The 26,344-nt window shown below is 70.6% G+C and carries 27 protein-coding genes; 10 read left to right on the top strand and 17 right to left on the bottom strand.

What is annotated here, in order from left to right:
- The first annotated feature begins 18 nt into the window (after positions 1 to 18).
- Positions 19 to 705: an ABC transporter ATP-binding protein gene (locus tag ACXJKQ_RS09825; protein ID WP_457105597.1), complete on the top strand. Its 687-nt coding sequence runs from the start codon at positions 19 to 21 to the stop codon at positions 703 to 705.
- Positions 705 to 3,281, top strand: coding sequence for an ABC transporter permease (locus ACXJKQ_RS09820; RefSeq protein WP_457105570.1), 2,577 nt, complete (start codon positions 705 to 707; stop codon positions 3,279 to 3,281). The genes ACXJKQ_RS09825 and ACXJKQ_RS09820 overlap by 1 nt, the downstream gene beginning before the upstream one ends.
- A 138-nt stretch (positions 3,282 to 3,419) precedes the next feature.
- Here the strand turns inward: ACXJKQ_RS09820 and ACXJKQ_RS09815 are convergent, their stop codons facing one another.
- On the bottom strand, positions 3,420 to 5,084 hold the full coding sequence (locus tag ACXJKQ_RS09815; RefSeq protein WP_457105569.1) for a methyl-accepting chemotaxis protein: 1,665 nt from the start codon (positions 5,082 to 5,084) through the stop codon (positions 3,420 to 3,422).
- A gap of 842 nt (positions 5,085 to 5,926) precedes the next feature.
- Here ACXJKQ_RS09815 and ACXJKQ_RS09810 point away from each other — a divergent pair.
- Positions 5,927 to 6,700, top strand: coding sequence for a Bax inhibitor-1/YccA family protein (locus tag ACXJKQ_RS09810; protein ID WP_457105568.1), 774 nt, complete (start codon positions 5,927 to 5,929; stop codon positions 6,698 to 6,700).
- 96 nt (positions 6,701 to 6,796) lie between these two features.
- Positions 6,797 to 7,690, top strand: coding sequence for a dihydrodipicolinate synthase family protein (locus ACXJKQ_RS09805; protein WP_457105567.1), 894 nt, complete (start codon positions 6,797 to 6,799; stop codon positions 7,688 to 7,690).
- 27 nt (positions 7,691 to 7,717) lie between these two features.
- Here the strand turns inward: ACXJKQ_RS09805 and ACXJKQ_RS09800 are convergent, their stop codons facing one another.
- Positions 7,718 to 8,092: a DUF2794 domain-containing protein gene (locus tag ACXJKQ_RS09800; RefSeq protein WP_457105566.1), complete on the bottom strand. Its 375-nt coding sequence runs from the start codon at positions 8,090 to 8,092 to the stop codon at positions 7,718 to 7,720.
- 348 nt (positions 8,093 to 8,440) lie between these two features.
- Between ACXJKQ_RS09800 and bluB the strand changes: the two genes are divergently transcribed.
- Complete coding sequence (gene bluB, locus ACXJKQ_RS09795) at positions 8,441 to 9,079, top strand: 5,6-dimethylbenzimidazole synthase (RefSeq protein WP_457105565.1); 639 nt, start codon at positions 8,441 to 8,443, stop codon at positions 9,077 to 9,079.
- A 44-nt stretch (positions 9,080 to 9,123) separates the two neighbouring features.
- Here the strand turns inward: bluB and ACXJKQ_RS09790 are convergent, their stop codons facing one another.
- Positions 9,124 to 10,476: an RsmB/NOP family class I SAM-dependent RNA methyltransferase gene (locus ACXJKQ_RS09790; protein WP_457105564.1), complete on the bottom strand. Its 1,353-nt coding sequence runs from the start codon at positions 10,474 to 10,476 to the stop codon at positions 9,124 to 9,126.
- Between the two features lie 83 nt (positions 10,477 to 10,559).
- On the opposite strand from ACXJKQ_RS09790, the gene ACXJKQ_RS09785 reads away from it, so the two are divergent.
- A complete protein-coding gene (locus ACXJKQ_RS09785; protein ID WP_457105563.1) occupies positions 10,560 to 10,811 on the top strand; it encodes a DUF1674 domain-containing protein in 252 nt (83 codons plus the stop codon).
- 34 nt (positions 10,812 to 10,845) lie between these two features.
- Here the strand turns inward: ACXJKQ_RS09785 and ACXJKQ_RS09780 are convergent, their stop codons facing one another.
- The gene (locus ACXJKQ_RS09780; protein ID WP_457105562.1) at positions 10,846 to 11,868 is read right to left on the bottom strand and encodes a 2-keto-3-deoxygluconate permease; all 1,023 of its coding nucleotides are present in this window, start codon (positions 11,866 to 11,868) and stop codon (positions 10,846 to 10,848) included.
- Between the two features lie 240 nt (positions 11,869 to 12,108).
- Here ACXJKQ_RS09780 and ACXJKQ_RS09775 point away from each other — a divergent pair, with 240 nt between their 5' ends.
- Positions 12,109 to 12,417, top strand: a complete 309-nt coding sequence (locus tag ACXJKQ_RS09775) for a cupin domain-containing protein (RefSeq protein WP_457105561.1) — start codon at positions 12,109 to 12,111, stop codon at positions 12,415 to 12,417.
- Between the two features lie 8 nt (positions 12,418 to 12,425).
- Here ACXJKQ_RS09775 and ACXJKQ_RS09770 read toward each other — a convergent pair whose 3' ends face one another.
- Entirely contained in the window at positions 12,426 to 12,935 is a 510-nt protein-coding gene (locus ACXJKQ_RS09770) for a L,D-transpeptidase (protein ID WP_457105560.1), read from the bottom strand.
- Positions 12,936 to 13,469: 534 nt separating this feature from the next.
- Here ACXJKQ_RS09770 and ACXJKQ_RS09765 point away from each other — a divergent pair.
- From ACXJKQ_RS09765 to mscL, 3 genes are read left to right on the top strand one after another with little or no spacing between them, the layout of a single operon-like run.
- On the top strand, positions 13,470 to 14,180 hold the full coding sequence (locus ACXJKQ_RS09765) for a phosphatidylserine decarboxylase (RefSeq protein ID WP_457105559.1): 711 nt from the start codon (positions 13,470 to 13,472) through the stop codon (positions 14,178 to 14,180).
- Between the two features lie 7 nt (positions 14,181 to 14,187).
- Positions 14,188 to 15,048 (top strand): CDP-alcohol phosphatidyltransferase family protein, encoded by an 861-nt coding sequence (locus ACXJKQ_RS09760; protein ID WP_457105558.1) that lies wholly within the window; start codon positions 14,188 to 14,190, stop codon positions 15,046 to 15,048.
- 59 nt (positions 15,049 to 15,107) lie between these two features.
- Complete coding sequence (mscL, locus tag ACXJKQ_RS09755) at positions 15,108 to 15,527, top strand: large conductance mechanosensitive channel protein MscL (protein WP_457105557.1); 420 nt, start codon at positions 15,108 to 15,110, stop codon at positions 15,525 to 15,527.
- Between the two features lie 4 nt (positions 15,528 to 15,531).
- Here mscL and ACXJKQ_RS09750 read toward each other — a convergent pair whose 3' ends face one another.
- The 12 genes from ACXJKQ_RS09750 to ACXJKQ_RS09695 form a co-directional block, all read right to left on the bottom strand.
- Positions 15,532 to 15,807 carry a hypothetical protein gene (locus ACXJKQ_RS09750; protein ID WP_457105556.1) on the bottom strand — a complete coding sequence of 92 codons (276 nt, stop codon included), beginning with the start codon at positions 15,805 to 15,807 and terminating at the stop codon, positions 15,532 to 15,534.
- Between the two features lie 134 nt (positions 15,808 to 15,941).
- Positions 15,942 to 16,355, bottom strand: a complete 414-nt coding sequence (locus ACXJKQ_RS09745; RefSeq protein ID WP_457105555.1) for a DUF1236 domain-containing protein — start codon at positions 16,353 to 16,355, stop codon at positions 15,942 to 15,944.
- Between the two features lie 123 nt (positions 16,356 to 16,478).
- Entirely contained in the window at positions 16,479 to 17,219 is a 741-nt protein-coding gene (locus ACXJKQ_RS09740; RefSeq protein WP_457105554.1) for a NepR family anti-sigma factor, read from the bottom strand.
- Positions 17,220 to 17,382: 163 nt separating this feature from the next.
- On the bottom strand, positions 17,383 to 18,168 hold the full coding sequence (locus ACXJKQ_RS09735) for a class II glutamine amidotransferase (RefSeq protein WP_457105553.1): 786 nt from the start codon (positions 18,166 to 18,168) through the stop codon (positions 17,383 to 17,385).
- Between the two features lie 75 nt (positions 18,169 to 18,243).
- A complete protein-coding gene (locus ACXJKQ_RS09730) occupies positions 18,244 to 18,555 on the bottom strand; it encodes an oxidase (RefSeq protein ID WP_457105552.1) in 312 nt (103 codons plus the stop codon).
- Position 18,556: 1 nt separating this feature from the next.
- Positions 18,557 to 19,216: a cytochrome c oxidase subunit 3 gene (locus tag ACXJKQ_RS09725; protein WP_457105551.1), complete on the bottom strand. Its 660-nt coding sequence runs from the start codon at positions 19,214 to 19,216 to the stop codon at positions 18,557 to 18,559.
- On the bottom strand, positions 19,213 to 20,889 hold the full coding sequence (locus ACXJKQ_RS09720; RefSeq protein ID WP_457105550.1) for a cytochrome c oxidase subunit I: 1,677 nt from the start codon (positions 20,887 to 20,889) through the stop codon (positions 19,213 to 19,215). The genes ACXJKQ_RS09725 and ACXJKQ_RS09720 overlap by 4 nt, the downstream gene beginning before the upstream one ends.
- Positions 20,890 to 21,283: 394 nt before the next feature.
- Complete coding sequence (coxB, locus tag ACXJKQ_RS09715) at positions 21,284 to 22,249, bottom strand: cytochrome c oxidase subunit II (RefSeq protein ID WP_457105549.1); 966 nt, start codon at positions 22,247 to 22,249, stop codon at positions 21,284 to 21,286.
- Positions 22,246 to 22,734, bottom strand: coding sequence for a hypothetical protein (locus tag ACXJKQ_RS09710; protein WP_457105548.1), 489 nt, complete (start codon positions 22,732 to 22,734; stop codon positions 22,246 to 22,248). The genes coxB and ACXJKQ_RS09710 overlap by 4 nt, the downstream gene beginning before the upstream one ends.
- Positions 22,731 to 23,792 carry a hypothetical protein gene (locus ACXJKQ_RS09705; protein WP_457105547.1) on the bottom strand — a complete coding sequence of 354 codons (1,062 nt, stop codon included), beginning with the start codon at positions 23,790 to 23,792 and terminating at the stop codon, positions 22,731 to 22,733. Before ACXJKQ_RS09705 ends, ACXJKQ_RS09710 begins: the two co-directional genes overlap by 4 nt.
- Complete coding sequence (locus tag ACXJKQ_RS09700) at positions 23,789 to 24,322, bottom strand: c-type cytochrome (RefSeq protein WP_457105546.1); 534 nt, start codon at positions 24,320 to 24,322, stop codon at positions 23,789 to 23,791. The genes ACXJKQ_RS09705 and ACXJKQ_RS09700 overlap by 4 nt, the downstream gene beginning before the upstream one ends.
- Entirely contained in the window at positions 24,319 to 26,343 is a 2,025-nt protein-coding gene (locus tag ACXJKQ_RS09695) for a quinol:electron acceptor oxidoreductase subunit ActD (protein WP_457105545.1), read from the bottom strand. The genes ACXJKQ_RS09700 and ACXJKQ_RS09695 overlap by 4 nt, the downstream gene beginning before the upstream one ends.
- Between the last annotated feature and the right edge of the window lies 1 nt (position 26,344).

Below are 26,344 nucleotides of genomic sequence, written 5' to 3'. Positions count from 1 at the left end.
CCCGTGAGCCAAGGCAAGATGCAGCGCGCGCCCGCGATCGCGCTCTCGGACATCGATCTCAGCCTCGGCCGCGGCGCAGCCCGGGTTCACATCCTGCGCGGCATCTCGCTCACCGTGGACCGCGGCGAGGCGGTGGGGCTCGTCGGCCCCTCGGGCTCTGGCAAGTCGACGCTGCTGATGGTCATGGCCGGGCTGGAGCGGCCGGATTCCGGCGGCGTCGTGATCGAGGACACCGACCTCGTCCGCCTCGACGAGGACGCCCTGGCCCGGTTCCGGGGCCGGCGCATCGGGATCGTGTTCCAGGCCTTCCACCTCGTGCCGACCATGACGGCGCTGGAGAACGTGGCGCTACCGCTGGAACTGGCCGACCGGCCCGGTGCCCATGAGCGGGCGCGCGCCGAGCTGGAGGCGGTCGGCCTCGGGCACCGGCTGCATCATTACCCGGCGCAGCTTTCCGGCGGCGAGCAGCAGCGTGTCGCTATCGCCCGGGCGGTCGCTCCCGATCCGGCGATCCTGGTGGCCGACGAGCCCACCGGCAACCTCGACGAGGCCACCGGCCGGCAGATCGTCGACCTCCTGTTCCGGCTCAAGCGCGACCGCGGTGCGACGCTGGTGCTCGTCACCCACGACAACGGCCTCGCCCGCCTGTGCGACCGCACCGTGCGCCTGCGCTCGGGGCGGATCGAGGAGGCGGTGACGGCCTGATGCACGGCACGCTCACCCGGCCCGACCCCGCGCCCCGCCGGATCCCGCTCACCCTGCGCCTCGCGTTGCGAGAGCTGCGCGCCGGCCTCTCGGGCTTCGCGGTGTTCCTCGCCTGCATCGCGCTGGGCGTCATGGCCATCGCGGGCGTCGCGTCGATCTCGCGCTCGCTGTCGGACGGGCTCGGCCGAGAGGGCCGCCGGATCCTCGGGGGCGACCTCGCCTACAACCTGATCAACCGCGAGGCGACCGACGCCGAGCGGCAGGCGCTGGCGCGGGAGGGCCGGCTCGACGTCGTCGCCTCCCTGCGCGCCATGGCCGTCGCCGGCGGCGGCGATGCGGCCCTCGTCGAGCTGAAGGCCGTCGACCCGGCCACCTATCCGGCGGCAGGCGACCTCGCCACCGATCCGCCGGGCCGGCTCGCCGACCTCCTGGCGGAGCGGGACGGGGCGCCGGGGGCGCTCGCCGACCCGGCCCTGCTCACCCGGCTCGACGTGAAGGTCGGCGACCGGATCGCGCTCGCCGGACACACGGTGGCGATCCGGGGCACCATCGTGTCGGAGCCCGACAAGATCGCCGGCGGCATCGGGTTCGGGCCGCGGCTGATGATCTCGGAGCCGACGCTCCGCGCCACCGGCCTCGTCCAGCCGGGCAGCCTCAACCGCTGGAGCTACCGGATCCTCCTGCCGCCCGGCGCGCCGGATGCCGATCTCGACGCCGCCCAGGCGCGCATCCGCGCGGCGACTCCGGAAGCCGGCTGGGAAATCCGGTCGCGCTCCAACGCCGACCCGCGCTTTTCCAAGAGCATCGAGCGGTTCACCCAGTTCCTGACCCTGGTGGGTCTCACGGCGCTGATCGTCGGCGGCGTCGGCGTCGGCAATGCCGTCCACGCCTTCGTGGAGCGCAAGCGGGCCTCGATCGCGACCCTCAAGAGCGTCGGCGCGCCGGGCTCGCAGGTGGTCGCCCTCTACCTGACGCAGGTGATGCTGATCGCCGGTCTCGGCACCCTGATCGGCCTCGTCGTCGGCGCGAGCCTGCCCTTCGTCCTGGACGCGCTGTTTTCGGCCGACCTGCCGCTGCCGCTGAACCCGACGCTTGCCCCGGGTGAGCTGGCCCTCGCCGCCGCCTACGGACTGATCACCGCCTTCGCCTTCGCGATCACGCCGCTGGGCCGTGCCCACGACGTGCCGGTGTCCGGCCTGTTCCGCGACACGGTCGATCCCGCCCGGGTCAGCCCGCGCTGGCGGTACCGGATCTGGCTGGCCTCGAGCCTCGCGGCGCTGGTCGGCCTGTCGGTGGCGACCGCCTTCGACCGGCGCGTGGCGCTGGTCTTCATCGCCGCGGCCGCCATCGCCTTCGGCCTGCTGCACGGGGTGGCGCTCGGCCTGATGGCGCTCGCCCGCCGCCTGCCGCACCCGCGCTGGCCAGCGCCGCGGATGGCGCTTGCCAACCTCCACCGGCCCGGGGCGCTGACCCCCGCCATCGTCCTGTCGCTCGGCCTCGGCGTGACGCTCCTCGTCACCCTGAGCCTGATCGACGCCAATGTCCGCCGCACGATCAGCGCGACCCTCCCCGCGCGGGCGCCGAACCTGTTCTTCCTCGACATCCCGTCGCGGGACGCGGGCGCGTTCCGGGACTTCCTGGCGCGCTCGGCCCCGAACGGGAAGATCGAGGACGTGCCGATGATGCGCGGCCGGATCGTCGCCCTGAACGGCGTGCCGGCGAGCAAGATCCGCCCTCCGGAGGATGCCGCCTGGGTGCTCGACGGCGACCGGGGCATCACCTACGCCGACACGGTGCCGGAGGGCTCCAGCCTCACCGAGGGCGCGTGGTGGAGCGCCGAGCAGGGCGCCAAGCCCCTCGTCTCCTTCGAGGCCGACCTCGCCCGTCAGCTCGGCCTCAAGCTCGGCGACTCCGTCACCGTCAACGTGCTCGGCCGCGACCTCACCGCGACGATCTTCAACCTGCGCCGGGTGGAATGGCGCAACCTCGGCATCAACTTCGTGATGGTGTTCTCGCCCGGCACCTTCCGGGGCGCGCCGCATTCCGACCTCGCCACGCTGACGCTGCCGGGCGGCACGGATGCGGGGGCCGAGAACCGCATCCTGCGCGATGTCGCAAAGGCCTTCCCGTCGGTGAGCGCCGTCCGGGTCAAGGATGCCCTCGACGCCATCGGCGACCTCGTCGGCCGGCTGGTCCTGGCCATCCGCGGGGCGAGCGCGGTGGCTGTCCTGGCGAGCCTGTTCGTTCTGGCGGGCGCCATCGCGGCCGGTCACCGGGCGCGGCTCTACGACGCCGTGGTGCTCAAGGTGCTGGGCGCCAGCCGGTCCCGGCTGCTCGCGGCCTACGCCATCGAGTACGCCGCCCTGGGTCTCGCCACCGCCCTGTTCGGCCTCGCGGCCGGGAGCCTCGCCGGCTGGGTGATCGTCGCCAAGGTCATGCACCTCGACTTCCGGCTGGACCTGTCGGGGGCGCTGGTCGCGGCCCTCGCCGCGGTGGCGCTGGCGATCCTGCTCGGCCTCGCCGGGACGTGGCGGATCCTGGGTCAGAAGCCCGCGCCGTACCTGCGGCAGATCTGAGGGGCACGCCGGGGCAGCGGACCGCCTGCGGGGCTGTTTCGGGGGTCACCAAGAAAAAGCGCCTCCCGATCGACCCGATCGGGAGGCGCGGCATCTCGTGTCACGTCGGACCGTGGATTCCGCCACGCCGTTCCGTGCTTACGCGGCGCGGACGGTGGCGAGGAAGCGCTCGACCTCCGCCCCGAGATGCTCGGACTGGCGTGACAGCTCGGAGGCCGCCGACAGCACCTGGTTGGCGGCCGCCCCTGTCTCCTCCGAGGCCTGCGCCACGCCGGCGATGTTGCTCGTCACCTCACCCGCGCCCATAGCTGCCTGGCTGACGTTGCGCACGATCTCCTGCGTGGCAGCCCCCTGCTGCTCGACGGCCGCCGCGATGCTGGTGGCGACGGCGTCGATCTCCCGGATCTGGCCGGTGATCCCGCCGATGGCGGTGACGGCCTGCTGCGTGACGCCCTGCACCTCGCCGATCTGCCGGGCGATCTCCTGGGTGGCCTTGGCGGTCTGCTCGGCGAGGGCCTTCACTTCCGAAGCGACCACCGCAAAGCCCCGGCCGGCGGCGCCGGCCCGCGCCGCCTCGATGGTGGCATTGAGCGCCAGCAGGTTGGTCTGGCCGGCGATGCCCGAGATCATCCCCACCATGTCGCCGATCCGGGCCGAGGTGGCCTGCAGCGCCTGGACTAGGCTCACGGTCTGGTCAGCCTGGCTCACCGCGGACTGGGCCAGCTGAGCCGAGCCGAACACCTGCCGGCCGATCTCCTGCACGGAGGAACCCAGCTCCTCGGTCGCCGCCGCCACGGTCTGCACGTTCGAGGCGGCCTCCTCCGCGGCGGCGGCCACGGTGGTGGATTGCGACGCCGTCTCGGTCGCCGTGGCGGTCATCGTCCGGGCGGTGGCCTGGAGTTCGGTGGCGGAGGACGACACCATCCCGACGATGCCCCCGACCGCCCGCTCGAACCCGTCGGCGAGTTCGATCATGGTCCGCTTGCGCTCGGCTGCGGCGGCCTCGTCGGCGCGGCGCTTGATGTCGGCTTCCTCGGCGGCCTTGCGGGCGACCATGGTCTTGATGCCCTCGACCGCCTTGCCCACCGCGCCGATCTCGTCGCTGCGGGTCGCTTCCGTGATCTGCGCGTCGATCTCACCGCGGGCCATGCGCTGGAGCACGCTGACGAGGCTGCCCAGCGGGCGGGAGACCTTCACGACGATCGTATAGACGCCATAGGCGATGCTGAGCGCCGCGAGACCGAGCGCGGACAGCAACGCAAGGCGCGACCAGCTCGCGGTCGTCTCGGAGCGCTGAAATTCCGCCTCCGCTTCACGGACCTGCAGCGCGGTCAGCTTGCTGAGGGTCGCGTTGGTGTCCCGCATGTTCTGCAGCAGGTCCGCATGCGTGACCTCGAAATCCGCAGCGCCGCCTGCGAGGCGCTTGAGGATGTCGGCCGCGATGACGCCGTTACGATCGATCCGCTGCTGCATGTCCTTGGCGAGACCCGCCTCTTCCGGGGTCAGGAAGGTCGCCAGGTAGGCCGACCATTGTGTCTGCAGGCTGGAGAGATCGCGTTCGATCCTGTCCCTGGCCCGGGCCGGCTCGATCTGCTTGCCACGCACCATGCGCGAGACGTCGACCAAGTCATCATAGGCGTCTCGAATCATGCTGAACTGCCTGAGACAGACTACACGATCGTCAAATACAGTTTTCAGACTTCCGTGACTCCAGTGGAGCGCAAAATTACCCAGCGCCACGGCAGCGAGCAGCAGCAAGCCGATGACGGCCAGGAGCGAGACGAGTCGCAGCTTGATTGTCATTGAAACGAAGAATCCCTGCGCGCCGTGGCATTAGCAGCCGAAATCGCCCGAACAAAGAGCGCGACGGCCGTGCGTGGATTCAGGGCATCAAGGATAGTGATTAATATTAGACCTATAAGTCTGCATTTTCATAAATTTTTGCTATAATTCGAACCCACGCGATTGCCGATTGACCGGCAAAGTGGCCCACGGTCCGAGAGCGACGTCGCTATAATCTAGGATTGTGTTTGCCTGAAGCAGATCGACCAGACGGCGAGCAGGGCCGGCTCGCCCCCCAGAACCCGTACCGTCCAGGTCGGGATACGGGCCGCTCGGCGCCGCCGCGCCGGGAATCGAACCGGTGCCGCATTCCTCCGCGCGGAGGCGCGGCGTCAACCGCCGGGCTGATCGGGCGGCATCGCGGGTACCTGGACATTCCGGTGAACAACGCCGGCATCGGCGTGGACGACGACGCGACGCCCACCGTCGCGAGGGCGCCCCTTCTGGCGGCCCGGGCGCGGCAGCGCCCCAATCGGCAGGCCTCGCGCGCGGCGACGACGCCCTCTCGGGCGCGGCATTCGGAAGCTGTCAAGACTTCGTCCCAAGCGTTTGAAACCGCAGCAGCCCGGCAACCGCCAGTCGAACAACCCGTCTTGCACCGGGCAATGCATTTTAATCCCTGGCGGGATGGACAAAAATACATCCTCCAGACACGGAAAACAGGCGCCGCAACCGTGGCCGGGGACTTGTGTCGCGGGTTCGGGCGCAACATATTCCGCATCGAGGCGCCAGTCGGGCGCCAGAGGTCCTGCGTGGGCCTCGCCCGAACACCACGCTGAGAGAGCCTCCGCAAGGAAACTCCCATGGCATTCGAGAACAGCCCCTTCCGGTACGGCGCCCAGCAGCAGCCGACTGGCTACGCCGGCACCCAGGTCGAGGTCGACCAGGGCCTGCGCACCTTCATGCTCGGCGTCTACAACAACATGGTCGTCGGGCTCGGCATCTCGGGTCTCGTCGCCCTCGGTCTAAACATGGCCTCCGTGGCGGCCTACCAGGGCACCCGCCCGATCCTGACCCCGTTTGGTCAGACCCTCTACCTCAGCCCGCTCAAGTGGGTCCTGATGCTCGCCCCCCTGGCGTTCATCTTCGTCTTCTCCATGCGCATGGACCGGATGTCGGCCTCCTCCGCGCGGACCATGTTCTGGGCCTTCGCGGCGGTGATGGGCGCCTCGATGTCCTCGCTCCTCCTGGTGTTCACCGGGGGTAGCGTAGTCCAGGTGTTCTTCATCACGGCGGCGGCCTTCGGCTCGCTCAGCCTCTGGGGCTACACCACCCGGCGCAGCCTCTCGGGCATGGGCTCGTTCCTGATGATGGGCCTGATCGGCATCATCCTCGCGTCGCTGGTGAACATCTTCTTCGCTTCGTCGGCCCTCCAGTTCGCCATCTCGGTGCTGGGCGTGCTGATCTTCGCGGGGCTGACCGCCTACGACACGCAGAAGCTCAAGGAGATGTATCTCTACGGCGGCTTCGACGGCGAGATGGCGGCCAAGATGTCGGTGAACGGCGCTCTGACGCTCTATCTCGACTTCATCAACATGTTCCAGTTCCTGCTGAGCCTGATCGGCGACCGCCGCTGAGCCAGCGCGACTGAAGGACGAAGGAGACCCCGGGGGGCAACCGCCGGGGTTTCTTTTTGCCTGGCCCTCGGGGCCGGATGCGCTACGCTCGCGCCCATGCCCGCAATCTCCGGCCTCTCCGCCTTCCCGATCACCCCGAGCGACCGTGACGGCCGGATCGACGCCGAGGCCCTGCGCCGGCTGCTGGAACCGCTCGTGGCCGCCGGCGTCGATTCGATCGGCCTGCTCGGCAGCACGGGGACCTACGCGTATCTGAGCCGGGACGAGCGTCGGCGCGCGGTGGCGATCGCCGCCGAGACCGTTGGAGGCCGGGTGCCGCTCCTCGTCGGCGTCGGCGCGCTGCGCACCGACGAGGCGATCCGCTTGGCGCAGGATGCCCGCGCCGCGGGCGCGGATGTGGGCCTCCTCGCCCCCGTCTCCTACACGCCGCTCACCGAGGCGGAAGTCGAGGCGCATTTCGCGGCGGTGGCGGAGGAGGGCGGCCTGCCGCTCGTCCTCTAYGACAATCCCGCGACGACGCATTTCCGCTTCACGCCGGCTCTGATCGGCCGGATCGCCCGCCGCCCCTGGATCGTGGCGGCCAAATGCGCCGCACCGGATCCGGCGGGCGCAGCGGCCGGCGTGGCCGCTCTGCAGGAGGCTGTACCGGCGGGATTTCCGATCGGCTTCAGCGGCGATTGGAACGTGACCGAGGCGCTCATCGCGGGCGGCGCAGCGTGGTTCAGCGTGGCGGGCGGTCTGTTCCCGCGGACCAGCCTGGCGTTGGTCCGGGCCGTGGAGGCGGGCGACGCGGACCGGGCACGGGCGCTCAACGCGGCGCTGGAACCGCTCTGGGCTCTGTTCCGAGCCCATTCCAGCCTGCGGGTGGTCTACGCGCTGGCCGATCTCATGGGCCTGTGCCGGGTCGAGCCGCCGCGGCCGATCCGCCCCCTGGCGCCGGAAACCGTGGCCGAGATCGCCGCCACCGTCCGGCGCATGTCCCTGTCCTGAGGGGCCGAATCGGGCGCCGTGCGGCGCTCAGACCGCCTTGGGCGCCGGCTCAAGGACGGCGATCACACGGGCCAGATCCGTGCCGCGCTTCAGGATGTGGCCGCTGGCGGCGATGACCGCGTAGGCTCCCTGGCGGCGTGCCAGCCGGGGATCCTTCTCGATCCGGTAGAGCGGCATTTCGGAGGCGCGGCGGTAGATCGAGAACACCGCCTTGTCGCGACGGAAATCGAGGGCGTAGTCGCGCCATTCCCCCGCGGCGACCTGCCGGCCATAGAGATTGAAGATCGTGCGCAGCTCGTCCCGGTTGAAGGCGACCTGCGGAGGAGCCGCGCGGGCGGGAAAAGGGATGACATGCCCCGCCGCCTCGTCGGGCCTCGGCCCGGCGCTCGTCCTCTCGGTCATCGTCACTCCCGGCATTGATGCGTCGCCTGCCGATGATGGGCTTCGCCGCAGCGGCCCGCAAGGGCGGCGCGCGCCGTGTCGTACGAGACACGACCAAGCGACAAAAAACACGGTTTGGCCCAATTCGCGCCTTTTCCGGGCCTCGTTGCCGAGAGACAACACCGACCGAACCTCGCCGGGCTCTGCCCGGTCGGCGCCCGACACCCAGCTCCCCAGCCATCGGCCGCCGTCCGGGATCCCAGGATCCGGCACTCCGAGGTTTCGAGACCCAAGACTTCAGGCCGCCCCTCCGGGCGGCCTTTTTTCCGTTTCCCGTTCAGCCGGGGATGCGGGTATGCCACGGGCATCATGGGTGCGCCCGCCTTCGACGACGCCTTCCTGCACAACCTCGACGCGCTGTTCGCGTGGCGCCGCGACGTGCGCCGCTTCCGGACCGATCCGGTGGACGAGACGCACCTGCACGCCTGCCTGGCGGCGGCCCACCGGGCGCCCTCGGTCGGCAACAGCCGGCCCTGGCGCTTCGTGCGCGTCTCGGATCCGGGCCGCCGTGCCGCCGTCGCCGAAAGCTTCTCCCGCTGCAACGCCGTCGCGGCGGCGGGCTACGATGCGGACCGCGCTGCCCGATACCGGAGCCTCAAGCTCGCCGGCCTGAACGAGGCGCCAGTGCATCTGGCGGCCTTCTGCGACACGGTCACCGAGACCGGCCTCGGCCTCGGACGGGCCAGCATGCCCGAGACGCTGGCCTATTCGGTGGTGGGGGCGGTGCAGTGCTTCTGGCTCGCCGCCCGGGCACGCGGGCTCGGCGTCGGCTGGGTCTCGATCCTGGAGCCCGACGCGGTCTCGGCGATCCTGGCGGTGCCGGAGACGTGGCGGCTCGTGGCCTATCTCTGCGTCGGATACCCCGTGGAGGAACATCTCGACCCGGAGCTGGAACGCCACGGCTGGCAGCCCGAGGACAAGCGGGGCTGCACGCTGATCGAGCGGTGAGCGGGCGCGTGGCCCCCGGCCGCGCAGCCCGGCCGAGGGACCTGTCACCCCACTCGCCGGAGGCGGCACGCGAAGAAGCCGTCGAGGCCGCCGCGGGCGCCGGGGACCTCCGGCAGGTGGCACGGCAGGGTGCGCAGATTGCCGCTGCCGTCGATCAGGTCATCGGCGCCGCCGACCTCCTCGGGCCGGACCGGCACCCGCGCGAACCGAGTCTCGCGGGCCAGGAAGGCCGCGACCTGCGCCTCACCCTCGTCCGGCTCCAGCGAGCAGGTGCAATAGACGAGAAGGCCGCCCGGACGGACCAGGCCGGCGGCGTGGTCGAGGAGCCTGGCCTGGAGCCCGGCGAGCCGTGCGATGTCGGCCTCCACCTTGGTCCAGGCCACGTCGGGATGGCGGCGGATCGTCCCGGTGGCCGAGCACGGCGCGTCGAGCAGCACCGCGTCGTGGTCCTGCGCCTCCAGGGCGAGGGCGTCGGCGACCACGATCTCGACCGGGAACCCGAGCCGCGCGACGTTCTCGCGCAGGCGCTCCAGCCGCGGCGCGGACCGGTCGACGGCGGTGACCTGGGCGCCGGTGGCGGCGAGTTGCAGCGTCTTGCCGCCGGGGGCGGCGCAGAGGTCGAGCACCCGGGCGCCGGGCTGCAGCGCCAGCAGCCGCGCCGGGAGCGCGGCGGCGGCATCCTGGACCCACCACGCGCCCTCCTGGAAGCCGGGCAGGTCGGGGATCGGCGGCCCGTTCTCCGGCAGCCGCAGGGAGCCGGTCGGGAGCAGGACCGCGCCGAGCCGGGCGGCGCAATCCGCGGCGTCGCCCCGCGGGGTCAGGTCGATGGCCGCCCCCGCGAGATGGGCGCGGGCGATCGCCGCCGCCCGCTCCGGCCCGTAGGCGGCGACCCAGCGGCGGGCGAGCCAGTCCGGGGTGTTGACCGCCAGGGCATCGGTGCCCTCGGCGAGGATCGCGTCGCGCTCCCGGGCGATCCGGCGCAGCACGGCGTTGACGAGCCCGGCGAGGTGCGCGGTGCGGGTGTCCGCCTTGGCCAGCCGCACGGCGAGGTCGACGGCGGCATGGTCCGGGACGGCGAGGTCGAGGATCTGGGCGGTCGCGGTGGCGAGGAGCGCCGTGAGCTGCGGCTTGGCCGCGGGGAGCCCGCGCTCCAGCCGCTGGCCGAGGACGGCGCGGATCTGCCCGTAGCGCCGGAAGGTCGCCACCGCGATCGCCCGGGCCAGCCCGGCATCCGCCGGCGCCAGCGCCTCGGCCCGGATCGCCTGGGCGAGGGCGTCGTCGAGGGCAGGGGGGCGATCCTGGCCGATCAGGGCCGCGACGGCCTGCATCGCCGCGCTCCGCGCGCCGAGCCCCGCCGCGTCCGGACCGGTCCCGGCCGGTGTAGCTCCGTCCCGCATGTTGCGGCCTGTGTCCCCCGATGCCACTTCTGCTCCAGATCCGACGTCTCTCGGACCCATGCCCTCACACCCGAGCGCGCGCGATGCAAGACCCGACCGCACAAGACCCGCACAGACAGAACCCGAACGGACCGGAGGCCGGCGACGGCGCGGCCCCGCCCCGCGCGCTCAGCCCGGCCGCGGAACGCGCCCTGGCCGAGGCCGCCGCGCGCCGCGCGGCGATCGATGCCCGTGCCGCCGAGATCAGCGCCAAGCCCGAGCGCCAGGGGCGCGGCGGCCTGGAGCCGGTGCGCTACGACGACTGGGAGGTGAAGGGTCTCGCGGTCGACTTCTGAGGGCGACGCGCTGGCTGGCCCACCGGCTGGGTCTCTACTCCGCGGCGACCGCCAGCGCCGACTCGGCACCGGCCCGGGTGTTGGCGTCTCCCTTGGCCTCCGCGGCACCCGCCCCGAAGCGCCGATACCAGAGACCGGTCAGGATCGGCACGAGGAGCGAGGTGACGATGATGCAGATCGTCACCAGCACGGTGGCTGTCTGTGCCGCCGGGGCGAATTGCGGGGCGACGGCCGCGATCGCCAGCGGATTGGCGGCGGCCGCCCCGGCGGTGGAGGAGGCGGCGAGCCCCGCCGTGCCGGTCCCGCCTCCGATCGCCCGGTCCGCCAGGATCAGCGGGATCCCGGTCAGGACGATGACCCCTAGCGCGAGCGCGATGCCGAGCCCCGCGAGGGGCGACAGCAGGTTGTTGAGATCGACCGTATTCCCGAGGGCGAAGGCGAAGAAGGGGATCATCAGCTGGCCGCCCGGGGCGAACAGGGCGCGCAGCTTCGGATCGAGGTTGCCGAGGGCGAAGCCGACGAGGAACGGCAGCACCGCGCCCACGAAGATCTGCGGCTCGAAATGCGCGGCCCCCGAGGCGCCGAGGATGATCATGCTCATCAGCGGACCGGATTCGATCGAGGTCAGGATGAAGGCGCCCGCCTCCTCGCGGCTGCCATAGGTCTGCATGAGCGACGCGTAGAGCCCGCCATTGGTCATATCCATCGCGCAGACGATCGCCAGGATCGACAGGCCGGCGAAGAAGCCGGTCTGGACGCCCTCCGGCGGAATGAACACGGATGCGACCAAGACGATCGCCCAGGCCGCGAGGAGCTTGGTGACCACCAGCGTGCCGGACTTGCGCAGCACCGTTCCGGTCGCCCGCAGGCTGACCGAGGCGCCCATGCAGAAGAACCAGACCGCGAGGATCGGGATCACCCCGGTCATGATCCCCTGCGTGAAGCCCTTGAAATAGGCCGGCGCCCCCGGCGCGAAGGTCTTGCACAGGGCACCGAGCAGGAGCGGCATCAGCATCAGGCCGCCGGGAATCCTGTCGATCGCCGCCTTGATCTGCATGGCGTGCACCCTCCCGATCCGGATCGTCCGCCGGCGCAACGGACCCAAGCGGGTTCGCGGGCGCGGCCCCGGTCCGCGCCTCTGTCGGGCGCCTCTCGAACCGGTGCGTCATCCTGTCGGGGCGCGGCGCAGGCCGTCAAGCGGTGCGCCAAGGCAGGGCTTGCCGGCTGAGGCATGCTGTCGGGCGCGGAACGTCGGGTCCCGGGCGCCGTTGGGCTGGTTCACTGACGGGAGGAGACGATGGCGACGACGATATCAGCCCGCAGCGCAGCCGCGGGACCGCACGGCGAGATCGGCCTCGCCCGCGGCGAACGGCTCGGGATGCGGATGTGGCGGGCCGAGGAGCCGAATGCCGACAAGCCGATGACGACCTCGCCCCACGAGACCGTCGGCTACGTGATCAGCGGACGGGCCGAGCTGATCGTCGGCGGCGAGACCGTGGCCCTCGCCCCGGGCGATTCCTACTGCGTTCCGGCGGGCGTGGCGCACACCTACCGGATCCTGGAGACGTTCACGGCCGTGGAGGCCACCGCGCCGCCGGCCGCCTGAAGCCGGCGTCAGTGGGTCATGTAGACCGGTGTGCCCACGTCGACCCGGGCGTAGAGGTCGACCACGTCCTGGTTGAACATCCGGATGCAACCGTAGGACGCGTAGGTCCCCACCGAGCTCGGCCGGTTGGTGCCGTGGATCGCGTACTCGCCGCCCGCCAGGGTCATGGCCGCCGCGCCCATCGGGTTGTGCGGCGAGCCGCCCGCGATGAGGTTGGGCAGGCGCGGGTTGTCGCGCTTCACCTCCGGGGGGGGCGACCAGGCGGGGGCGACGTACTTTCCGTCGATGGCGGCGGTGCCGAACCATTGCTTGCCGGGGCGGCCCACCGCCACCGGATAGCGGATCGCCGTCCCGTCGCCATTCACGAGGTAGAGCTTGCGCTGGGACACGCTGATCACCACCGAGCCCGGCGAGACGCCGTTCTGAAAGGGCACGACCTCGCGCGCCTCGGCGGTTTGAAGACAACCGGCCAGCATCGCCCCGGCCAGACTCAACGACGCCGCCACCCGAACCGACATGACCGTGAACCTCGATCTGCAAGACTATCTGGGTCGAGTAATCCACGGCCGAGCTTGTCGTTCCAGAAAAAGCTACGGTTGATGCCGCGCCGGCCACCGAATCTGCTGCCTACGGTAAAGGAGCAACGTAAATCGAACCGGCGAGACCAGGACAGCGCAGGGTTAAGATTGCGCCGCAGGACGCTTCGAACACCGCGGCTTCAGTCCTCAAGCACAGGATTGTCCGGCGCGCGATGCGGCATAGCTTCGGAATCCTCGTGCCTTCCCAAGGGCAGGGTGGGTTGGCCGCACGATTGCGGGTCGGCCCATCGCCTGCCGTGCAGGAACTCCCGTCCTGAACATCCAGGCTCCCGTATGCGGGGCGCAGCGCCGGCGGACGGCGACGCGGCGGGGGAGGCGAACTGCCAGCGCGCCATCCGCGGGACCGGGCGCGCGGCCGCCCGCGACCCTCGGAAAGTTGACGGCGGCCCGGCGGGCTGCCATCCGCGCGTCCAACCTGTCCGCTGATCCGCGGCCCCGTGAGTCCGAAAAACAATGACAGACCTGATCGAGACGATCCGCCGGACGCTCGTGCCGATCCACAAGGAGGGCTATCCCTTCATCCTGATCGGCATCGTGCTCACGGTGCTGGCCGGCTACTTCTCGCAGTTCTTCGGGTGGATCTTCCTGATCCTCACCCTCTGGGTCTGCTACTTTTTCCGCGATCCCGAGCGGGTCACCCCGGTGGCGGACGGGCTCGTGATCTCGCCCGCCGACGGGCGCGTGAACCTCATCGCCACGGTCCTGCCGCCGCCCGAACTCGACCTGCCACAAGTGCCGACGCTGCGGGTCTCGGTGTTCATGAACGTGTTCGACTGCCACGTGAACCGGGTGCCGGTGGCGGGCCGGATCGGCCAGATTCACTACACGCCGGGCTTGTTCCTCAACGCCGAGCTCGACAAGGCCAGCGACGACAACGAGCGCAACGGCATGGTCATCGAGACGACCCATGCCGGCCAGCCGAAGCGGGTCGGCGTGGTGCAGATCGCGGGCCTCGTCGCCCGGCGGATCGTCGGCTTCGTCACGGCGGGCGACGTGCTCGGCGTCGGCGAGCGGTTCGGCCTGATCCGCTTCGGATCGCGGGTGGACGTGTACCTGCCGGCCGGCGCGACCGTGCTGGTCGGCCTCGGCCAGAAGGCGGTGGCCGGCGAGACGGTGCTGGCCGATCTCGGCGGCGGCCCGGAGCGGCTGTTCAAGCGGATCTGAGGCGGCCATGGACGATCTCTTCCCGCCCTTCGCGCCCGATCCGAACGAGCCGCGGCCCCGCCGGTTCAAGCCGGTGCCGTTCCGGATGATCGCGCCCAACATGATCACCCTGATGGCGCTCTGCCTCGGGCTGACGGCGATCCGGCTCGCCTTCGAGGGCAAGTTCGAGCCCGCGGTCATCGCCGTCGTGGTGGCCGGCGTCCTCGACGGCATCGACGGGCGGGTGGCGCGGCTGCTCAAGGGCACCTCGCGCTTCGGGGCGGAACTCGATTCGCTCGCCGACTTCGTGAATTTCGGCTGCGCTCCGGCCCTGATCCTCTACGGCTTCGTGCTGTTCCACCTGAAGTCGGCAGGCTGGATCGTGGCGTTGATCTTCGCCATCGCCATGGCCCTGCGGCTCGCCCGCTTCAACGCGATGCTGGACGACCCGAACCGGCCGGACTGGAAGAAGGACTTCTTCGTCGGCATGCCGGCGCCGGCAGGCGCGCTCACCGCGATGCTGCCCCTCTACCTGCATTTCCTGGGGTTCGGCATCGAGACCTGGGCGGCGCCCGCGGTCCTGATCTACGTGCTGTGCATCGCCCTGATGGTGGTCTCCACGGTCCCGACCTATTCGGGCAAGACCATGGGCAAGCGGGTGCCGCGCAGCCTCGTCCTGCCGATCTTCCTGTTCGGGGTCGCGGCCTTCGGCATCCTGATCAGCTACCCGTTCGAGGCGCTGGTCGCGGTGAGCGGCGGCTACCTGCTGACCATCCCCGTGGTGGCCGCCCAGTACCGCCGCCGGCTCAAGGCTGAGCTGGCGACCGCCGCGGAGGAGCGGCCCGTCCTTGCAGGGGAGACGCGGTCCGCGGGCGTCGCACCGGAATAGGTGCTGGCCGTCGCGGGATTCTCCACTACCATGAGCAAGGTCGGGGCGGAGATTTGACGATGCTCGAGGAGTTCAAGAAGTTCGCGCTGCGCGGCAACGTAGTCGATCTCGCGGTCGGCGTGATCATCGGCGCAGCCTTCGGGGCGATCGTGACGTCGGCGGTCCAGGATATCTTCATGCCGGCGATCGGCGCGGTCACGGGCGGACTCGATTTCTCGAACTACTACATCCCGCTCTCGTCCAAGGTGCAGGCCGGGCTGCCTTACGCGGACGCGAAGAAGCAGGGCGCCGTCATCGGCTACGGACAGTTCCTGACCCTGACGCTGAACTTCCTGATCGTCGCCTTCGTGCTGTTCCTGGTGATCCGGGCGATGAACCGCCTGCAGACCGCCGAGGCGAAGAAGCCCGACGAGGTGCCGGCCGACGTGAAGCTTCTGTCCGAGATCCGCGACCTCCTGGCCGCGAGGCCGCGCGTCTGAGCCTTCAGCCGTCGCGTTTGGCGTCATCCTCAGGCTTGACGCCGAGGGCATCGAGGATCTGGTCGAGGGCTTGGCCGACGGCGCCGGTCCCTTCCTCGTGGGTCTTCAGGCGGGTCTCGAGCCGGCGGATCTGCGGCTCGAAGACATCCGGGACCGGGTCGTCACCGAGGAAGCGCGGCTTGTCCGGCCCCACCGGCAGGACGCTGCGCAATTGCTGGCCCAGGTGATCGCGCACCGGTTCGGGCAGCGTCGCGTTCGGATCGTTCGGAGTGTCGTTCATGGTCGCCTCGCGGATCGAACCGCATGTCAACGGCCGGACGTATGATGCGTTGCGCCGACGGCCGCGGCTGGCGGAGGGTCCCCCGGAGCCGGGCTCCAGGGGCGCTTGGGCCGGTCGCCGACCGGCCCGCGGGATCAGTCGATGACCTCGACGATCCGGTGGCTGCGATCGACCAGCACCGGACGGTCGTTCACGACGGTGTAGCGGTAGCCCGGCTGCACGTGGTACTCGGTCGGCACGTCATAGTAGGTCACGCCCGAGGCCGGCAGGGTGGTGCCGACGGCGATGCGGCCGTCATAATCGTACGAGCGGACGTTGCGCTCGCGGACATAGCTGCGGAAACGCGGGGCCATGTCGACACCGAGAATGCCGCCGACCGTGCCGGTGGCCGCGCCGACGGCACCGCCGACGATCCCGCCGATCGGGCCGGCCGCATCGGCACCCGCAGCGGCGCCGCGCTCGGCACCCGGGATGGTGCCCTGGGCCTGGGCGGCCAGCGGCAGGGACAGGGCGAGGGCCGAGGCGGCGATGAGGATCCTGAAGGTCATGCGGGATTGCTCCGTTCCGTGGCGTTCCGCCGCGGAGACGCGGCGAAGCTCGGGCCGGTAACGCTCGACCCGGGAAACGGATGCATCTTTTTTGTGGGGCGCCGGGATCCGGACCGCGATTCGTTACGCGTCCTTGGGCATCGCCGACTGGATGAACCGGTCGGAGCCGAGATCCTCCTCGTCGTAGCCCAGCAGCTCGGCGAGCCGGCCGCGGGCGCGGCTGACGCGGCTCTTCACGGTGCCGACCTTGCAGCCCATGATCGCCGCCGCCTCCTCGTAGGAGACGCCCTCGGCGCCGACCAGCACCAGGGCCTCGCGCTGGTCCGGCGGCAGCTTGGCCAGCGCCGATTGCAGATCCTCGACGTCGAGCCGGTCGCCCTGGTGCGGGGCCGTGGCGAGCCGGGCCGCGTAGGAGCCGTCCTGGTCCTCGACCTCGCGCACCCGCTTGCGGTGGTCCGAGTAGAAGATGTTGCGCAGGATCGTGAACAGCCACGCGTTCAGGTTCGTCCCGGGCTGGAACCGCGCGCGGTGCTGCCAGCCTTTGAGCAGGGTATCCTGGACGAGGTCGTCCGAGCGGGCGGGGTTCGAGGTCAGGGACAGCGCGAAGGCGCGGAGCGACGGCACCGCCGCCAGCAGGCCGTTGCGGAACTCCGGCTCGATCGCCTCGCCGCGGGCGCGCAGGGCCGCCTCGAGCTTCTCGATCAGCTCGGCGAAGCGGGACGGCAGAGTCTCCTCGCCGATCCGCTCGTAGACAGTGCGCAGGTGTTCCCCGAGATGCGTGCGGATTCCCGGCGCCAGGTTCGGGCGGCCATCCCGCGTCCCGTCCTCCTGGGACAGGACGGATTCGGTGTCGTCGCGGGTCATGCGTGTCGCGCTCGTCGTCTCATCGTGGCTCGACCACCGGTCCCAAGGCGGTCGAGGCGGATCGCTTGTCGGTCCGAATTCGCGGCGGAATCCGGCCGATGCGCTCCTGTTCCCGGCGTTCTAGCGCATCGGGCGCGGCCATGCACCCTCGGGCGGACTTCACTTATGCTAAGTTGCGCGGTCTCAACAGGCGGATTGCCCCATCCCGGAGTGTCAGGACGTCGCCGCGGGCGAGGTCGGTCCAGCACTCGTCCCGGGTGAGCGCCTGCGTGGCGATCACCGTCACCACGTCGTGCTCGGTGGTCTCCTTCGCGAAATCCACCTGCCAGTCCTCGTCGATCAGGGTGGCCTTCCCGAAAGGCGCACGGCGGGTCAGGTAGCAGAGGCGCTTGCCGCAATGGGCGTAGAGGGTGCGGCTGTCGGTCAGAAGCATGTTGAATACTCCGAGCCCGTGCAGCTCGCCCGCGAGATCGGCGACCGCCCGGTCGAGGGTCTCGGGCCGGGGCAGGGCGCCGAACCGCGCCTGGAGCCGGCCGAGCATCCAGCAGAAGGCGTGCTCGCTGTCCGTGGAGCCGATCGGCATGAAGCCGCCGAGCGGGAGCCGCTTCACGCCCTTGAGCTGGCCGTTATGCGCGAAGGTCCAGCGGCGGCCCCACAATTCCCGCGAGAACGGGTGGGTGTTCTCCAGGCTGACCCGCCCGCGATTGGCCTTGCGGACATGGGCGACGACGATCCGGCTCTTGATCGACATGTCGCGCAGCAGCCGGGCGAGCTGCGAGCGGGCGCTCGGCTCCGGCTCGTGGAAGCTGCGGCAGGTGCGCCCGTCGTAGAAGCTGATGCCCCAGCCGTCGGCATGCGGACCGGTCTCGCCGCCGCGCCGGGCGAGGCCCGCGAAGGAGAAGCGGATGTCGGTCGGCACGTTGGCGCTCATGCCGAGCAGTTCGCACATCGTTGCAGCCGGGCCATGGGGGGAGGCGGGACGTTTAGGAGTGTTCGGCCGTCCCGACAACGGCTTTCGCGCGGATCAGCGCGCCAGATAATCGGTCAGCGTCATCCCGACCAGGATGGCGACCCAGAAGAAGCCGAGCCCCGAGAACAGCCGGATCAGCGGCGGCTCGCGGACCACCTCCATGGAGACGAGGAGGATCAGCGCCACCATCACGGCGACCACCAGCAGCTCCACGATCCAGACCTGCGCGAAGGGCAGGGTGGCGCCGAGGGTGACGTTGATGCCGAGCAGGGCGAGCAGCGCCAGGAAGGTCAGCACCGGCGTGCGCAGGCGTTTGCGGAGCAGGGCGCGGTCGTCGGAGCTCAAGGTCGCGAGGGGGCTCCGCATCCTATCGGTTCACCACGTAGAGGATCGGGAAGGCGAGGATCCAGACCAGATCGATGAAGTGCCAGTACAGGCCATACACCTCGATCCAGTTCTGGTGCCGGGCGAGGAACCCGGCCTTGGCGGCCATCCAGCTCATGCCGAGGAGGAGCGCGATGCCGGTGAACAGGTGCAGCGCGTGGAGCAGCGTCGCGACATAGTAGAGGTTCACGAACAGCCGCGCGGCCGGCGTCTCGGCGAGGGCGAAGGGCCGACTGCTGAGGAACGGCATCATGTGCTCGGCCCAGTCGGCGTAGTACTCGTAGCCCTTGAGCACGAGGAACAGGCCGCCGAGCGCCGCGGTCGCCAGCATGGCCCGCACCATGGCGCGCTGCCAGCCCATCCGGGAGAACGCGATCGCCATCGACATGGTCAGGCTGGAGCAGATCAGCACCACGGTGTTGGTGGCACCGATCCAGAACTTGAGGTGCCTGGCCGCCGCGACCGTCGCCTCGGGATGCTGGATCCGGGTGATCAGCGCCACCAGGAACAGTGCCGAGAACAGCAGGAGCTCGGTGATCAGCCACGCCCAGATGCCGAGGGTCGCCGCCTCCCGCTGCTGTGCCACCGTCTCGAAATGTTCGACGCGGGCGATCCCGACGCCGTCGGCCAGCCGCGGGCTCATCCGTGCTGGTCCCGGGATTCCTGGGCCTGGATCGGGTAATCGTAGGGGATGCGCGGCACCTCGGGCGGGGACAGGAAATTATGCGTCGGCGGCGGCGACGCGGTCTCCCATTCGAGCCCCTTCGCGTTCCACGGGTTGGCGGGCGCCTTGCGCCCGAACCACAGGGAATAGACGAGGTAGAGCATCGGGAAGATGTAGCCCGCCGCCAGGATCGTGGCGCCCGCCGAGGACAGCACGTTGAGGAGCTGGAACTCGGGCGGGTAGGTCGCGTAGCGCCGCGGCATCCCGAGATACCCGAGGATGAACTGCGGGAAGAAGGTCACGTTGAAGCCGAGGAAGATCAGCAGCGCCGAGACCCGGCCCCAGGGCTCGCTGTACATCCGGCCGGTGAACTTGGGCCACCAGAAGTGCAGGCCGCCGAGGAAGGCCAGCACCGTGCCGCCGACCATGATGTAGTGGAAGTGGGCGACCACGAAGTAGGTGGCGTGGATGTGCTGGTTGATGGCGAGCGTCGCGAGGTAGAGGCCGGTCAGCCCGCCGAGCACGAACAGCCCGATATAGCCCATGGCGTAGAGCATCGGCGTGTCGAGGCGTAAGTTTCCCTTATGGATCGTGGCGGTCCAGTTGTAGACCTTCACGGCCGAGGGCACCGCCACCGCGAAGGACAGGGCGGAGAACACCAGCGAGGCCAGGTCGCTCTGGCCGTTGACGAACATGTGGTGCCCCCAGACGAAGAACGTCACCGAGGCGAGCCCGATCGACGCGTAGGCGACGAAGCGGTAGCCGAACAGCTTCTTCTGCGCGAAGGCCGGGACGATCTCGGAGATCACCCCCATGCCGGGCAGCACCATGATGTACACGGCCGGGTGCGAGTAGAACCAGAACAGGTGCTGGAACAGCACCGGGTCGCCGCCATAGGCCGGGTCGAACACGCCGATATGGAAGGCGCGCTCCGCGATCAGCAGGATCAGCGCCGTGGTGATGACGGGCGTCGCGAGCAGGAAGATCAGGCTCGTGGCATAGTGCGCCCAGACGAAGATCGGCAGCTTGAACCACGTCATGCCCGGGGCTCGCATGGTGTGGATCGTGACCACGAAGTTGAGCCCCGTCAGGATCGACGAGAAGCCCACGATGGTGACGCCGATCAGCGCCGGGAGCACCCAGGTGTTCGAGAAGGCGGTGGAGAGCGGCGCGTAGAAGGTCCAGCCGGTATCGACGCCGCCGAGCACCACCGAGACCAGGGTGAACAGGGCGCCGGCCATGAACACGTACCAGCTCGTGAGGTTGAGCTTCGGAAAGGCGAGGTCCTTGGCCCCGATCATCAGCGGGATCAGGAAGTTGCCGAAGGTCGCCGGGATCGACGGGATCAGGAAGAACCAGACCATCACCACGCCGTGGATGGTGAAGGCCTTGTTGTAGGTGTCGTTGGTCATGATCGCGCCGTTCGGCACGACGAGGGCGAGGCGCACCACGCCCGCCGCCAGGGCACCGATCACGAAGAAGCCGGTGATCGACGTGAGGTACAGGATCGCGATGCGCTTGTGGTCGGTGGCGAGGAACCACGAGCGCAGCGTCGATTCCGCGTGCAGGTAATCCGCCTTCCGGCCGATCGTCGATTCCGGGGTGTGCGGTTCCCGGCGGGCGGTGCCGCCGATGCTGCCGGAGGCGCTCATCGTGTCGGCCTCGATCGAAGGGGATGACGTCCGAGCGTCAGGAGGATCGCGCGCTCGTCCGACGCCACTCCGTGGGCCGCGATGGTCACAGATCTGGAGCGGGCACCGCTGCTGGCGGCAGGGCGCGACGAACCCCCTCTCCCGTGCGGGAGAGGGTTGGGGTGAGGGACGAGAAGCCCCAGGATCGAGCACGCCTCTGGCGCGCAGTCTGATCGAGCCCTCTTCGGAGAGACTTGATCCCTCACCCTGTCCCTCTCCCGCACGGGAGAGGGGACCCGCGCCCGACCCTGAACATGCACGGCCAGTGCGGATGTGTGAATCCACGAGCAGCGAGAGGACCGAAACCGGCGCGCCTTACACGCCGCCGACCGAAGCTCTGGGGTGACGCCGTTCATCATCGTGTCGCGTCCGCAGCCTTCGAAGCCGGGTAGGCCTTCAGGAAGTCGATCAGCGTGCCGAGTTCGTCCGCCGGTATCCGGCCGGCGAAGCTCGGCATGATCTGCTTGCCCCCGCCGGCGAGCCGGTCGCCGTTCGGGTTGAGAATCTTGTCGCGCAGCCACCCCTCGTCGGCCGTGACCGTGCGGCCGTCGGCGAGCTTGACTTGGCTGCCGTACAGCCCCGCGAGGCTCGGCGCCTTCACGGCCGAGCCGGGCGCGTGGCAGCCGGCGCAGCCATAGGCCTCGTAGAGGGCGCGGCCCGCCGCGACCTTGCCCTGCTGCGCCCCGGCATGGGTGAGCCAGTCCTGGTAGTCGCCGGGGTTCATGAAGGTGACCACGCCACCCATCACGGAGTGGTCGGTGCCGCAATATTCCGAGCAGTAGAGGTGGTAGGTGCCGGTCTTGTCGGCCTTGAACCACAGGTCGGTGTAGCGGTCGGGCAATGCGGCCACCTGCATCCGCACCGCCGGCAGGTAGAGGGCGTGGATCACGTCCTGGCTGATGATGTGCAGGCGGATCGGCTGGCCGATCGGCAGGTGCAGGTTGTTGATCTCGGACTGGCCGGTGGGATGCTGGAACTTCCACATCCATTGCCGGCCGATGGCCTCGACCACCATCGCGTCGGGGGGCGGGTTCTTCGACTCGATGAACAGCCGCGCCCCCCAGACGAAGAAGATCAGGGTGAGGAGGAACGGGATCAGCATCCAGCTGATCTCGATGAGGTTGGAGCGGATGCCGGAAGGGCTCCGGTCGGCCTCCGAGCCCTCCCGGTAGCGCACGGCGAAGTAGGTGATCGCCACGAAGACCGGGACGGTGAGCAGCAGCGTCAGCACCGTGAACGCCAGGATGAGGACATCCGTCTCGCTCGCGGTGGCCGAGACGGCGGCGGGCCAGAGCTGGAGGGAATCGTGGCCTGGCGTCATCGGTCTCCAGGCTCCGCCGCGTCGAGGGAGCGGCCGACGATCAGATCCATCGCACGCCCGATCGGGATGCGGGCGCGGGTGCGGGCCTCGTCCCGGTAGCCGTAGCCGGAGAGATGCGCCTCGGCCTCCGCCCGCTGGCGGTCGAGATCCGCATAGGGGTCGGCCTGGAGGTTCGGGGGGGGTGGCTTGAGGCGCGTCGTCTGCTGCGGCGTCAACGCCGGCAGGGCTCGGCGCTGACGCGCCGCGAAGGTGCTCATCATCCACACCATGGTCCCGACGACAGCCACGGCCGCGAGCGCGAGGGTTGCCATGACCAGCGCGGTGTTGCGGACGTTGACGTCGCGCGTCTCGTGCCCGGGATCGTCGGGATCGCGGGGGGTGTTGGCGGCGGGGCGCGGGGGGCGTCCGCTCAGGAAGCCGCTGCCACGCAGCGTCAGTCCCGCCAGGATCGCGGGGATCAGTCCGGAGGGACCGCCGGCGCTCATGCCGGCCTCCCGGCACGGCGGGGTCCGGATGGCGTCCGATCCCCGCGCGGCCGCAGCGCCAACCGGAGCCCGGCGGCGAGGCAGGCCACGGCGCAGGCAGCAAGCACGTCGCTCGGCCGGATGACGAAGCGGTCGCGCACCGCCGGGGTGATCAGCCAGAACATCTCCACGGCGTGGACGGCGAGGGCCGCGCCGGCCAGAATCCGGGTGGTCGGGCGCCCCGGACGGAGGGTCGCGAGCCCGGCCAGGACCACGACCGCGCCGGCGACGATCGCCAGCGCCCGCCCGACCCAGCCGCCCCGGGCGAGATACCACGTCACTTCGGTGGGCAGGTTGGCCGACCAGACGATCAGGAACTGCACGAAGTGCAGGTAGGCCCAGAGCCCGAGCAGGACGACGAGGGGTACCAGCCGGCCCCGCCCCGGCGCGGTACGGCCGCGACCGACGGGCTCCGGCTCCTCCCAGGCGAGCAGGATCGCCGCCGCGAAGGCGAGGCCGCTCCAGGCCGTCATCACCAGGAGGCCGAGCAGGGTGGAATCGAGCCGCGGGTCCAGGGATGCGACCACGTCGGTGACGAACAGCGTGCCGACCACCGCGTGCAGCCCCACCGCAGGCACGGTCCGGCCCTCGCCGGGCGCGTCGAAGGGGCGGGCGAAGCGGACCGCGAGCCACGTCCAGGCGGCGAGATAGGCGATCACCCGGACCACGAAGAACGGCATCGTGAACCACAGGGCGGCCAACGGCGTCCGCGCCGGGGCGCCGACCCAGGGATAGAGCAGGGGCGCGCTGGCCAGCAGCGGCAGCGACAGCAGGGCCGCGACCGGCATCAGCGCCATCAGCCGGCGCAGGGCCGCCAGCATCTCGATGCCGCCGCGCTCGCGCACGCGCTTGCCGAACCGCTCGGCCACCACGGTCACCGGCAGGGCGCCCACGGGCAGGGCGAGCAGGACCAGCCAGGCCGCCAGATAGGAGGCCGCCGCGCCGCGCCAGCCGCCCGCGATCAGGCAGAAGGCCAGCAGGCCGAGGCCCGCGAGGCCGAGGAGGGCGGGGCGGCTCACGGCGTCGCCTCCAGGCGGGCGCGATCCTCCGCGGGCAGGCGCGCCACGAGCGCATCCTGACTGAGCTGGAGGGCGCGGACATAGGCGACGATCGCCCAGCGGTCGGCGGAGGGGATCATCTGCGCCATGCCGAACATCGCCCGCCGGCCGTTCGAGATCGCGTCGTAGAGGTCGGCCGCCGATGCCCCGCGCACGGGTCCGGCCGTGAGGGTCCCGGCAGCCGGGAAGCCCCGCGCCACGATCATCCCGGCGCCGCGTCCGTCCTGGCCGTGGCAGGGGGTGCAGAACACCGCGTAGCGGTCCCGGCCCCGGTCGAGCAGATCCCGGGTGATCGTCTGCGGCTGCGGCACCGGACGACCCGGATCGATCCGCGGCACGGTGCCGGCCACCGGCTGGCGCATGGTGATCTCGCGGGGAAAGAACGGGTTCTTGTCCCAGGTCTTCGCCCGGGCCTGGTCGGCCATGTCGGCCTCGCCGCAGGCCGCCAGGGGCGCCAGGGCGAGGAGGACGAGGGGCACGGCGATCCTCATCGCGGGATCCGCCGGATCTCGAGCGGACGGCCGGCCTCGGCCGGCAGCGACGCGAGCCGCCGCTCGATCCGATCCGGGTCGAACCGGGCGCTGCGCGCCTCCGCGGACAGGAAGAACCGGTCCTCCGAGGCCCGCAGGAAGCCCGGGATGTTGAAGGCCGGGTGGTTCAGACGAGGCAGGCGGTTGAGCAGCAGGAGCGCGAGGTGGATCGCCACGCAGCCCGCCATCATCGCGAAGGAGACGCTCGGCACCACGAAGGAGGGCCAGGACAGACGCGGCCGGCCGCCGATCAGGAACACGTAGTCGTAGGCCGTGGCGTAGACGCACATCGCGAAGAAGCCGATGCCGCCGAGGAGGGCGCCGGCGAGAGCGTAGGGCAGGATCGAGCGCCCCTCCAGGCCCAGGGGCCGCAGGGTGCGGGGCATCGGCACAGGGCCGTGCCCGTCCAGACGGACCTGATCCGGGCTGAGTCCCGAGACCGCCTGGAGGGCGGCGGCGAGGTCGCCCTGGCTCGCGAAGGTCGCCGACACGCCCCACAGGGGCGCGGAGACCGGGTCCTCCTCGGGACGGGCGGCGGCTTGGGACGAGGCCTCGCGGGACGCCGCCTGCGCGGCCGTCGACACCGCCAAGGCGAGGCGGCGGCTCTCGACGATCGAAATGGCCGGCAGGTAGCGCAGGAACAGGAGCAGCAGGGTCAGGAACAGGCCGAGGGAGCCCGCGAAGGTGGCGATGCCCCAGAGGTCGGTCGTGTAGGGCAACTTCGCGGACGGCAGGAAATCCTGGGTCAGGGTGACGACCAGCACCGCGACGTGGTCGGCATAGGCGCCGACGGCCACGAGCAGGCCCACCGCCGCGATGGCCAGCGGCGCCGTGCGGGCGCGCGCCGACCACAGGATCTGCGCCGGCAGGACGAGGCAGAGGATCGCCGTCCACGAGACGAGGGCGTGGTCGCCGGTCAGGCGCCGGACGAGGACCACGCGGGCTTGCGCATCGCCGTTGAGGAATGTGTCGAACGCCTCCGCCGCGTAGCAATAGGCGCTCGCGCAGCCGAGGCAGAGCAGCAGCCGTCCGAGCACGTCGAGATGGCGGGCCGTCACCAGGGCGTCGAGGCCGTAGACGAGGCGGATCAGCATCACGATCACCGCCGTGACGCCGACGCCCGACGAGACCGCGTTCACCAGAAAACTCACCGGCAGGAGTGTGCTGTGCCAGCCGGGCATCAGCGAGCCCGCCAGCATGACCGAGGCGCCGGTCTGCACCGAGACCACCAGGAGCACGCCGAGCAGGGCCACGGTGCGGTAGGCCTGCACCCAGATCTGCCAATGGGCCGCCGAGCCGCGCCAGCCCGAGGCGACGATGCCGTAGACCTGGGCACGCAGCAGGGCGATCCGGCGCGTCGGGGCCTTCACGTCACGCTGGTGCATGGCCTCCGCGAAGGCGCGGTCGCGCAGGGTGGCGAGGTCCGGCAGCAGGCCGATGAACCAGAGGCTCACGCAGACCACCAGGAAGGACACGATGTCGATCGCGTCCCAGAGCAGCGGCGAGCGGAACTGCGGCCAGAGACCGTAGGTGTTGGGGTAGGGCAGGTTCCAGAAGAAGAACCACGGCCGCCCGAGATGGATGATCGGGTAGAGCCCGGCCGCCGCGGTGGCGAGCAGCGCCAGGGTCTCGGCGATGCGGTTTACCGCGCCGCGCCACTCGGCCCCGAGGAGGAGGAGGATCGCCGAGACCAGGAGGCTGCCCGACGCGACCCCGATCCACCAGTCGTAGCTCGCGATGTCGAGCGCCCAGACGACGGCGTTGTTGTTCCCCCAGATCCCGGGGCCGGCGTAGAGCAGGTAGACGAGGGTGAGGACGAACAGGCCGAGCAGCGCCCCCGCCGCCGCGAAGGCGATCCACCAGCGCCGGTTGCCCGGATGCGTCAGCGGGATCGCCGCGACCGCGCCGCCGATCCCCTGAAGGGTCTCGTCGGGCCGGATCAGGGGACCGGGCTGCGGGCCGCCGGAGAGGGCGCCGGACATG

It is taken from the genome of Methylobacterium sp. P5_C11, assembly GCF_054049775.1.
The sequence above is the reverse complement of the archived record's forward strand: the minus strand, read 5'-3'. Positions and strand labels throughout refer to the sequence as shown.

Excerpts from the sequence above, each read along its gene's own strand:
- ACXJKQ_RS09790 (WP_457105564.1), bottom strand. The coding sequence starts at position 10,476 with ATGCGGGACGGAGCTACACCGGCCGGGACCGGTCCGGACGCGGCGGGG.
- ACXJKQ_RS09775 (WP_457105561.1), top strand. The coding sequence starts at position 12,109 with ATGGCGACGACGATATCAGCCCGCAGCGCAGCCGCGGGACCGCACGGC.
- ACXJKQ_RS09815 (WP_457105569.1), bottom strand. The coding sequence starts at position 5,084 with ATGACAATCAAGCTGCGACTCGTCTCGCTCCTGGCCGTCATCGGCTTG.
- ACXJKQ_RS09745 (WP_457105555.1), bottom strand. The coding sequence starts at position 16,355 with ATGACCTTCAGGATCCTCATCGCCGCCTCGGCCCTCGCCCTGTCCCTG.
- ACXJKQ_RS09760 (WP_457105558.1), top strand. The coding sequence starts at position 14,188 with ATGGACGATCTCTTCCCGCCCTTCGCGCCCGATCCGAACGAGCCGCGG.
- ACXJKQ_RS09770 (WP_457105560.1), bottom strand. The coding sequence starts at position 12,935 with ATGTCGGTTCGGGTGGCGGCGTCGTTGAGTCTGGCCGGGGCGATGCTG.
- ACXJKQ_RS09750 (WP_457105556.1), bottom strand. The coding sequence starts at position 15,807 with ATGAACGACACTCCGAACGATCCGAACGCGACGCTGCCCGAACCGGTG.
- ACXJKQ_RS09810 (WP_457105568.1), top strand. The coding sequence starts at position 5,927 with ATGGCATTCGAGAACAGCCCCTTCCGGTACGGCGCCCAGCAGCAGCCG.
- ACXJKQ_RS09785 (WP_457105563.1), top strand. The coding sequence starts at position 10,560 with ATGCAAGACCCGACCGCACAAGACCCGCACAGACAGAACCCGAACGGA.
- ACXJKQ_RS09730 (WP_457105552.1), bottom strand. The coding sequence starts at position 18,555 with ATGCGGAGCCCCCTCGCGACCTTGAGCTCCGACGACCGCGCCCTGCTC.
- ACXJKQ_RS09725 (WP_457105551.1), bottom strand. The coding sequence starts at position 19,216 with ATGAGCCCGCGGCTGGCCGACGGCGTCGGGATCGCCCGCGTCGAACAT.
- ACXJKQ_RS09695 (WP_457105545.1), bottom strand. The coding sequence starts at position 26,343 with ATGTCCGGCGCCCTCTCCGGCGGCCCGCAGCCCGGTCCCCTGATCCGG.
- ACXJKQ_RS09710 (WP_457105548.1), bottom strand. The coding sequence starts at position 22,734 with ATGAGCGCCGGCGGTCCCTCCGGACTGATCCCCGCGATCCTGGCGGGA.
- ACXJKQ_RS09800 (WP_457105566.1), bottom strand. The coding sequence starts at position 8,092 with ATGACCGAGAGGACGAGCGCCGGGCCGAGGCCCGACGAGGCGGCGGGG.
- bluB (WP_457105565.1), top strand. The coding sequence starts at position 8,441 with ATGGGTGCGCCCGCCTTCGACGACGCCTTCCTGCACAACCTCGACGCG.
- coxB (WP_457105549.1), bottom strand. The coding sequence starts at position 22,249 with ATGACGCCAGGCCACGATTCCCTCCAGCTCTGGCCCGCCGCCGTCTCG.
- ACXJKQ_RS09720 (WP_457105550.1), bottom strand. The coding sequence starts at position 20,889 with ATGAGCGCCTCCGGCAGCATCGGCGGCACCGCCCGCCGGGAACCGCAC.
- ACXJKQ_RS09765 (WP_457105559.1), top strand. The coding sequence starts at position 13,470 with ATGACAGACCTGATCGAGACGATCCGCCGGACGCTCGTGCCGATCCAC.
- ACXJKQ_RS09780 (WP_457105562.1), bottom strand. The coding sequence starts at position 11,868 with ATGCAGATCAAGGCGGCGATCGACAGGATTCCCGGCGGCCTGATGCTG.
- ACXJKQ_RS09820 (WP_457105570.1), top strand. The coding sequence starts at position 705 with ATGCACGGCACGCTCACCCGGCCCGACCCCGCGCCCCGCCGGATCCCG.
- ACXJKQ_RS09825 (WP_457105597.1), top strand. The coding sequence starts at position 19 with ATGCAGCGCGCGCCCGCGATCGCGCTCTCGGACATCGATCTCAGCCTC.
- ACXJKQ_RS09700 (WP_457105546.1), bottom strand. The coding sequence starts at position 24,322 with ATGAGGATCGCCGTGCCCCTCGTCCTCCTCGCCCTGGCGCCCCTGGCG.
- mscL (WP_457105557.1), top strand. The coding sequence starts at position 15,108 with ATGCTCGAGGAGTTCAAGAAGTTCGCGCTGCGCGGCAACGTAGTCGAT.
- ACXJKQ_RS09735 (WP_457105553.1), bottom strand. The coding sequence starts at position 18,168 with ATGTGCGAACTGCTCGGCATGAGCGCCAACGTGCCGACCGACATCCGC.
- ACXJKQ_RS09740 (WP_457105554.1), bottom strand. The coding sequence starts at position 17,219 with ATGACCCGCGACGACACCGAATCCGTCCTGTCCCAGGAGGACGGGACG.